Annotated in this window: 5 protein-coding genes; 1 reads left to right on the top strand and 4 read right to left on the bottom strand. The window is 36.1% G+C overall.

Going from position 1 to position 7,408, the window contains the following annotated elements; genetic code table 11:
* Together FVQ77_00885 and FVQ77_00890 are read right to left on the bottom strand one after the other, a co-directional pair.
* A partial coding sequence (locus FVQ77_00885) for an Rpn family recombination-promoting nuclease/putative transposase (protein MBW8048899.1) occupies nt 1-718 on the bottom strand: 718 nt, incomplete at its 3' end.
* A gap of 325 nt (nt 719-1,043) precedes the next feature.
* Nucleotides 1,044-4,493 carry a hypothetical protein gene (locus FVQ77_00890; protein ID MBW8048900.1) on the bottom strand — a complete coding sequence of 1,150 codons (3,450 nt, stop codon included), beginning with the start codon at nt 4,491-4,493 and terminating at the stop codon, nt 1,044-1,046.
* A gap of 182 nt (nt 4,494-4,675) precedes the next feature.
* On the opposite strand from FVQ77_00890, the gene FVQ77_00895 reads away from it, so the two are divergent.
* The gene (locus FVQ77_00895) at nt 4,676-5,146 is read left to right on the top strand and encodes a hypothetical protein (protein ID MBW8048901.1); all 471 of its coding nucleotides are present in this window, start codon (nt 4,676-4,678) and stop codon (nt 5,144-5,146) included.
* A 323-nt stretch (nt 5,147-5,469) separates the two neighbouring features.
* Here the strand turns inward: FVQ77_00895 and FVQ77_00900 are convergent, their stop codons facing one another.
* Both FVQ77_00900 and truB read right to left on the bottom strand, forming a co-directional pair.
* Nucleotides 5,470-6,495 (bottom strand): bifunctional riboflavin kinase/FAD synthetase, encoded by a 1,026-nt coding sequence (locus tag FVQ77_00900; protein MBW8048902.1) that lies wholly within the window; start codon nt 6,493-6,495, stop codon nt 5,470-5,472.
* The gene (gene truB, locus FVQ77_00905; protein MBW8048903.1) at nt 6,492-7,307 is read right to left on the bottom strand and encodes a tRNA pseudouridine(55) synthase TruB; all 816 of its coding nucleotides are present in this window, start codon (nt 7,305-7,307) and stop codon (nt 6,492-6,494) included. The genes FVQ77_00900 and truB overlap by 4 nt, the downstream gene beginning before the upstream one ends.
* Nucleotides 7,308-7,408 lie beyond the last annotated feature (101 nt).

Below are 7,408 nucleotides of genomic sequence, written 5' to 3' on the forward strand. Positions count from 1 at the left end.
TACCCTTTTTCTCAGCTAATGAAAGAGCGCCTCGTTGGTCTTGGATAAATATTTCTCTTCTCTCCTGATCGTTTAATTCTACCTCAGTTAACGAAGCTTTATTAGCTATTTCAAATGCTTTAATAATGGGCTGTTCCTTTGATAAAGCTTTCGGAATAGCAGTCAAATTGCCTGCAGTTTTGATAAAATAGAGCCATTTATCAATAATGTTAGCCAGTTCGTTTTCGTTTTTTGTAAATTTAGGTAGTTCTGCAAAAACAAGTTCCAGATCATCTGAATAGACTTCATTGTTCTTTTCGTTTCTGAGATTAAATTTATTAATAATGTCCGGCAGCTCTTCAAACATCACAAAATCAGTTATCGTAATTGCTATGACTTCTGTTAATAAATGATAATCCTCTCCTTTATGGATCTGATTTGCATAGGTCTTGCAAGCATTGTATAAGATCCTTTTTTCAAAGCCCGCAACATTTAGTACCTGCATCTCAATTATGTATGATTTATTTTGCTCATCTTTAACTCGTATATCCAGATATGTATCTTTTATTCCTTTGATCTTAGGGGCAAGATAGGGATCAATTATTGTAACTTCTTTAATTTTATATGGAGATTTTAAATTTAAAATAGCATTAAGAAAACTAATTAGTATTTCTTTACTTTTCTCAGAGCCAAATATTTTTTTAAAAGCGAAATCAGTTTTAGGGTTCAAAAATTTCATCTGCTTATATTTTAAAAATTTTTGGTTATGTTTGCAAGACTTTTTAAAGTGGACTCATAATTTTTTAACAAAGATAGACTTTTTTAGTTAAAACAAAAATAAATCCAAAGACAAAGAAAATTGAGTCCACTCTAAAAAGTCCAAAAAATAAAAATGCCACTAAATCACCAAAGCACTAAATCCCACAAAACCCTGAAAATCAATTAGTTAATTTTTAGTGGGATTTAGTGTTTTTGTGCTTTTGTGGCAAAAAAGACTTTTTAGAGTGGACTCAAAGATATTATACAAACTCGTGGTTGAATACCGCTTTGCTGCCTTATCACCATTAAAACAACGCTGACACCTGCATCCTGCCTATATGTATAATTTTTTCTTCTCCCGGTTTCCTAGCTTCGTAATTGATGGTGATCTGCAAGCCATTGGCTAATCTTTGCTGCCAGTTTAATGACCATGTCCAGTTGTTGCCCGGTTTCAAAGCTTCAAGCATCCGGTTGCCAACAAGGGTGTTGGGATTATCATTATTAACCGCATCATGATAGGATATATTTATATATTTCAAATCGGCATTCAACCTCCCTTTTGAAACTTTACTGAGCCTTAAGTTTATGCCTAATTCGTGAAATTCAGCCTTTTCAGCAGAGATTTCAAAAATGTTTTCTTTCATAGCAAATGAATAGTTAGCCGTAAATCTAATATTGTGGGTGGGCTGAAAAGCGATTTCAGGGGTAGCTTTATAAGTGCGTATTTTATAATTTCTTTGAGTCAGATAGTCTGATGTGTTGCCTTTGATGCTCTTTTGAGCAAGCAGCTTTGTATTGAATTTTCTTTTGATATTCAATCTTAAATTAACTTTAAACTCTTCGATATCACGTGCCTCAAACCCATTGGTTAATAGTTGTTTTTGCTCCACAAAGTAATAATTAAAACCCAGCCCATAAGTCGGGTTGGTGCGGTTAAAAAACAGCGTTGTTCGTAATGCTTTTTTGACAGAAAGTAAATTTGAATCAGTAATTGCATAAACCGGATTGAATCTTGCCAGATTCCTGGTATTTGCAGCTTGAAAATTATCAAATATTTTTTTATCAATGCTCCAGGAAGTTATGTTTGAAAATTTTGAGATAAATAATTTTAACCCTTTTTTAGCCCTCCAGCTTCGTGGAGCAGATATGTTTAATCTATAGTTGAAACTATTCGTAAAAGCTCTGATAAATGTATCTGTTGGTACAGAAATCTTAATATAATTTCGCTCGTCAAAAGTATTTGCTTCTGAAAATTCATTTTTGTCCTGTACGCCATTACTATCGAAATCAATCCATTGATGCGTTCCTTCTCCGGTTAGTACTTTCAGGAAAACGAACTCCCTCCCACGCTCTCTGCCCGTACCCGCAGCATAGGTAAGCTCTGAGCGGATATGTCTTTTGAAAAGAGCGGCATTCCAGTCAAATCTTCCCATGATCGTTTCTTCATCCTGAATATTTTGGGTGCTATCCTGGTTTTCAAGCTTTCTGTATGTAGCTAAAATATTCAGATCATTATTTTTTCCAAGCCTGAAATGAGCGCTTGAATTTGAAGTTTGGGATTTATCCTTTACTATCAATTTACCTTTTAATGTATCATGATCAAAACGAATACTATAGTCAGTACTAAATTTTGTTTTCAAAGTATCATTGTTCTTAATATAAAAAACATGTTCATCAAAATTCATAGCTGTGTTAATGACAGTGTCTCCTTTAATTGAGCGGACTTCATTTTTATCAAACCGGTATATGTAGCCAGGGACAAAATATTTTGTAGAATAATTTGCATTAACATTCAACCTCTTCCAATCAGATACCCTGTTGGTTTTGATATTATTCATTAGAAATAAGTCCGAATTTACCTGTAGCGGCCCTAATTTTTTTGCGAAGCTGAATTTGTGCTGAAAACCATCAACATCTTCCCCCTTTTTTCTTCTACTTAAAATATAGTTGAACCTGTTTTTTATACCTTCAGAAATTCCTAAAGAAAGGTTTAAAATATTGTCGTTTGCCCTGCTTGAAACGTCAGCGCTCCAATCCCTGTCATATTCAATGTAGCGGTACCTGTCTAATGGCTTGAAATTTTTCTCATCAAATTCGTAATCAATCTTAGCATGCCATTTATAATTCTTAATAAATGGTATTTTCTTCCCTTTATTCGCATATCCTACTTTAAGCGCCAGTCCATTATCATCACTGGAGCCTTCTTCTGAGAACAGGTTTATATCATTATCACTAAAGGCAATTTCGCCATAAATTTGCTCATTTTTACTTATCTTATAGCTTCCACCAAGAGTTATCATCTGTTTCTTTTTGGGTGTGGGGATAATTTTTATGGGCTCATACCGGCCCCGCAGCGTACCGGTAAGGGTTTCAGGAGCAATCCATTGATAGATTTGACCATTCACAGTACTGTTTTTTCGATCATAATTTCCATTTCCTTGCCCTACATCTGCAAAAACTAACTGATAGAGTGTATCTGTAGAATCAGTTGAATAAACATATATATCTTTATATACGGTAGAATCGAATAAGGGAACATAGGTATAAATGGTGGTATCAACTTTTTTGTATAAAATCTGGTTACTATTAAATTCAACAAGTGTAACTCCTTGTGTAAAAGCCGAATCCAGGTTGTCACCGATTTCACTTAATCTTGTCTGGTCGGTACTGTCTAATGATATCGTTAACGGATTTTTCGGATTATCCGCTTCTTTATAATAATTAAAAAAGAAATTAAATTTTTTAATATCCTGGTAATGGCTTGCATTGAGTATGGTTCTGCTGTAATTCTTGTCTGAATATTCAAAATCTACCCTTACCCTCGAAAATTTTGTGATCAGCACCCGTTGGGTAAAGGTGATTTCCGCCTGGTTGTAATCAATAACATAATCGTAATTGTAGCCGCGTATTAATCGTTTGCCATCAAGAAAAACCTTTTCTGAATTGGCTATCACAATGATGAACTTCTCATTATCAGGCCCTCTCAGCTTATAAGGCCCCTGGACGCCTTCTCTTACATCAAGCTTCATAGAAGCAAATTTTCCTTTTGACACTGCTGCTGCGACTATTGTAGTAGATTTTAGAGAATCATTCCTGCCAAGATTCGCTTCAACCATTCCTCCCTGAACGTTCTTATAAAACCTCATAAAATTTGAAGGCTTGTTATTTAAAACCAGGTCACCGGCAGTTAATTTACCCTTTTCGTGTGCCAATTGTATATAGATCCTGTCAAATTCCTGGATCTGCCGGGTATTACCTTCCGGCTGAAAGGGTACATTTTGGTCAGAAATAGCTGCGGTTATCGTTATATCATTAGAGAGTTTGCCATTCAATTGCAAATTCAAAGCAGAATTTACCGAGACATCCTGATTATTACCGAAAGAAATTCCACGGGAAATGTTACCATTCTTTGCAAGGCCTGGTGTAGAGAACAACTCTTCTCTGTTTTCAATTATATTTGAATAACGAAGTTCTTCTTTATAATAATCGACAGAATCTAATAGTGTAGCATCTCTAATATATTTTTTCTTATTTAACTGAAAAAAAAATACACGGTAGCATATAAAGACAGAATCCAGCCCCCCTTTCTTTAGTGAATCGGTGAATCGGTGAATCGGTGAATCGGTGAATTTTACAGTATTTGTATTTGGATCATATTCTATCTTAATATCATAGCCCGGGTCAGAATAAACTTTGATGGAACCAGGAATAATAGTAAGCGTATCTAAAATCAAACGATCTTTTGTAAATTGCACCCGCTTACATCTTTGATTGGAAAATTGGGCTAAACAGTTTACAGTGGACAGTTGGCAGTTGGCAATAAAGATAAAAATGAGAATTAGTGAAGATTTGTTGATATTTATAGAAATTGGCATAATATGCATCTATAGAATTAATATTGTAACGCATTTCCTGCAATCAAGTTATAGAAATCTTTATGAAACTTTTATGCCACCAAGACACAAAGATTCATAAAGAAAATTTTTATGCCAAGAAAAAAACTTTGTGTAACTTAGTGTCTTCGTGCCTGCCTGCTGCAGGCAGGTCTTTGTGGCAAGGATTTTTTATGAAAAATACTTTCGTTAAACTTAAAAAAAAGTGGGGTATTCGCAGAACAATTGATATTATCCTGATATTGATCGTATTTTCATTAGCAGGTATGTCTATTGTTTATGTCCGGGTTCCCGTTTTCAAGGCGTTCGGGATAGGAGACACCCATATTTTGATCAAAACAATAGTTTATGTTATAATCGTCTTCCCCGTCTATCAGTTCTTTTTGCTCTTTTTCGGGCTGCTGTTCGGGCAATTCAAATTCTTCTGGGACAAGGAAAAGAAAATGGCGAAGTGGGTGTGGCAAAGCGCAAAGCGCATAGCGCATGGTGTAAAGCGCAGCGTACATCGCTCATAGCAGAGAACATTTTAGAAAAATAAATTGTATGATTGATTTCACCCTTCGGGTGACCACCCGGCAAGGTGGTATTATTCAAGAATTATCTTTTTGTTAATTATGCCTTTCTTAGTTGATAGTTGTAAATTATATATTCCATTTGCATAGCTACTCATATCTATTTTATTTTGATACTTGCCTGCCTGCCCAGATGCAATCGGGGTAAAATCACTTAGATCAAGTCTATTGAAGTTAACAAGAGAACGCTATACGCCATGCGTTTTGCGCTTTGCGCTATGCGCTATGCTCCATGCGCTTAAGTCTGTTGAAGTCAACAGAGAACGCTATGCCCCGCCAGTTGGCGAGGCCATGCGCTTTAATACTTCAGCTTTATCCTTCACAAGCTGCTCTTTAAGCTTACTAACATCAGAAAACTTCCTCTCTTCCCTTATTCGTTCTATAAAGCTGATCGTTATTTGCTCTCCGTATATATTATTATTAAAATCAAAAATATTTACCTCCAGGGTTTTGTTCACACCACTTACTGTTGGTTTATGGCCTATGTTCATCATCCCAGATAGCGCATAGCGCATAGCGTATAGCGCATGGCGCTCAACACGCTGCTCTATGCTCTTTGCATTCTGCGCATTCTTTTGCGTTTCAACTCTTACTGCATACACCCCGTCTGCAGGTATTAATTTAGTCACTTCATCTAACTGGATATTGGCTGTTGGGAAGCCTAATTTTCGACCCAGGTGATCGCCTCTAACCACTTTTCCTGTAATACTGTAAGGCCGGTTCAAATAGTGCCTTGCGGTTTTAACATCTCCTGCCAATAATGCTTTCCTGATTTTTGTAGAGCTGATTGCAATATTATCAATAACCTGCCTGGGTATTTCTTCAATCTCAAAACCATATACGGCTGCGTTAGCTTTCAGATGCTCAAAATCTCCCTCCCGGTTTTTTCCAAAACGGTGATTATATCCGATAACCAATTTCTTTGTTCCTATCTTTTCTACCAGGATATCTCTTATAAAATCTTCAGAAGATAATTGCGCAAACTTCTTAGAAAAATTTATTATAATAAGATGGTCAATATCATTTTGTAAGATCCTCTGTTTTTCTTCCAATGTTGAGAGCAATTTCAAGTCTTTTTCTTCAGGGAAAAGTACCAACCTCGGATGCGGCCAAAATGTGATCACTACGCTCTCACCTTTAGTTCCCTCACGCTGTTCGGGACAAGTTTTTGCTATTTCATTCAACCGTGTCAACACCTTTTGATGCCCTATATGAACACCATCGAAGGTTCCGCTTGTAACTACAGCATGAGGCAGCTTCACAAAATTTTCTATACCAGAGTAAATTTTCATTTAGATAAGTTTTGAGTGGCCAGGTTAAAAAGTTGAGCTACAAAATAGTCAATCTGATAAGCATCTTCAACCTTATACTTTCCAATTCTTGTTCTTCGCAGCGCTGATAAGCATGCCCCTGCATTTAAAGTCTCTCCAAAATCTTTTACAAGGCTTCTTATATAAGTGCCTTTAGAACAGGTTACCTTAAATTCTATTTCGGGAAGTGCAATATTAGTGATCAGAAATTCTTTAATAAACACCTCCCTGGGATTAATTTGAAAGTCTTCGCCTCTCCTTGCCTTCTTATACGATCTTTCTCCCTTTATTTTTAAAGCCGAATATGCAGGAGGTTTTTGAAATATGCCGCCCAAAAATTTAGTGGTGTTCTGATAGATCATTCCATCGGTTATATGTGAAATATCAAAATGGTTGTCAAATTCTGTTTCAAGGTCGTATGAAGGGGTGGTTTTACCTAAGATCATTTTACCTGTATATGTTTTGTCCAGGTTTTGAAATTCAGAGATTTTCTTTGTCATTTTCCCCGTACAAATAATTAGCAATCCTGTAGCCAACGGGTCCAGTGTGCCAGCATGACCAATTTTTATCCGGATTTTGTCTCCACTCCGGGTACTCCCCCCCGGGTTACTCGGGGGGACAGGTGGGAGGGGAGAGGTGGGAGAGTTGCTTCCTTTAGATACTTGTTGAGCATCCCTCAAGATATAGATTGAATTTCTGATTTTATTTACAACATCACGGGATGTCCATCTATATGGTTTGTCAATAAGCAAAACTTCCCCTTTATTGAAGTCAAAGTTTCTATTTGAATCCATATCCCCGATGTCAATATACGAATGAATACTAGTGTAGCAACAATTTAATTACGCAATATTGTAATCATAAAATATATTATTTCATTGTTCAATTGTTAAGA

Source organism: Cytophagales bacterium (genome assembly GCA_019456305.1).
In the GTDB taxonomy this organism is placed as follows: Bacteria; Bacteroidota; Bacteroidia; order Cytophagales; family VRUD01; genus VRUD01.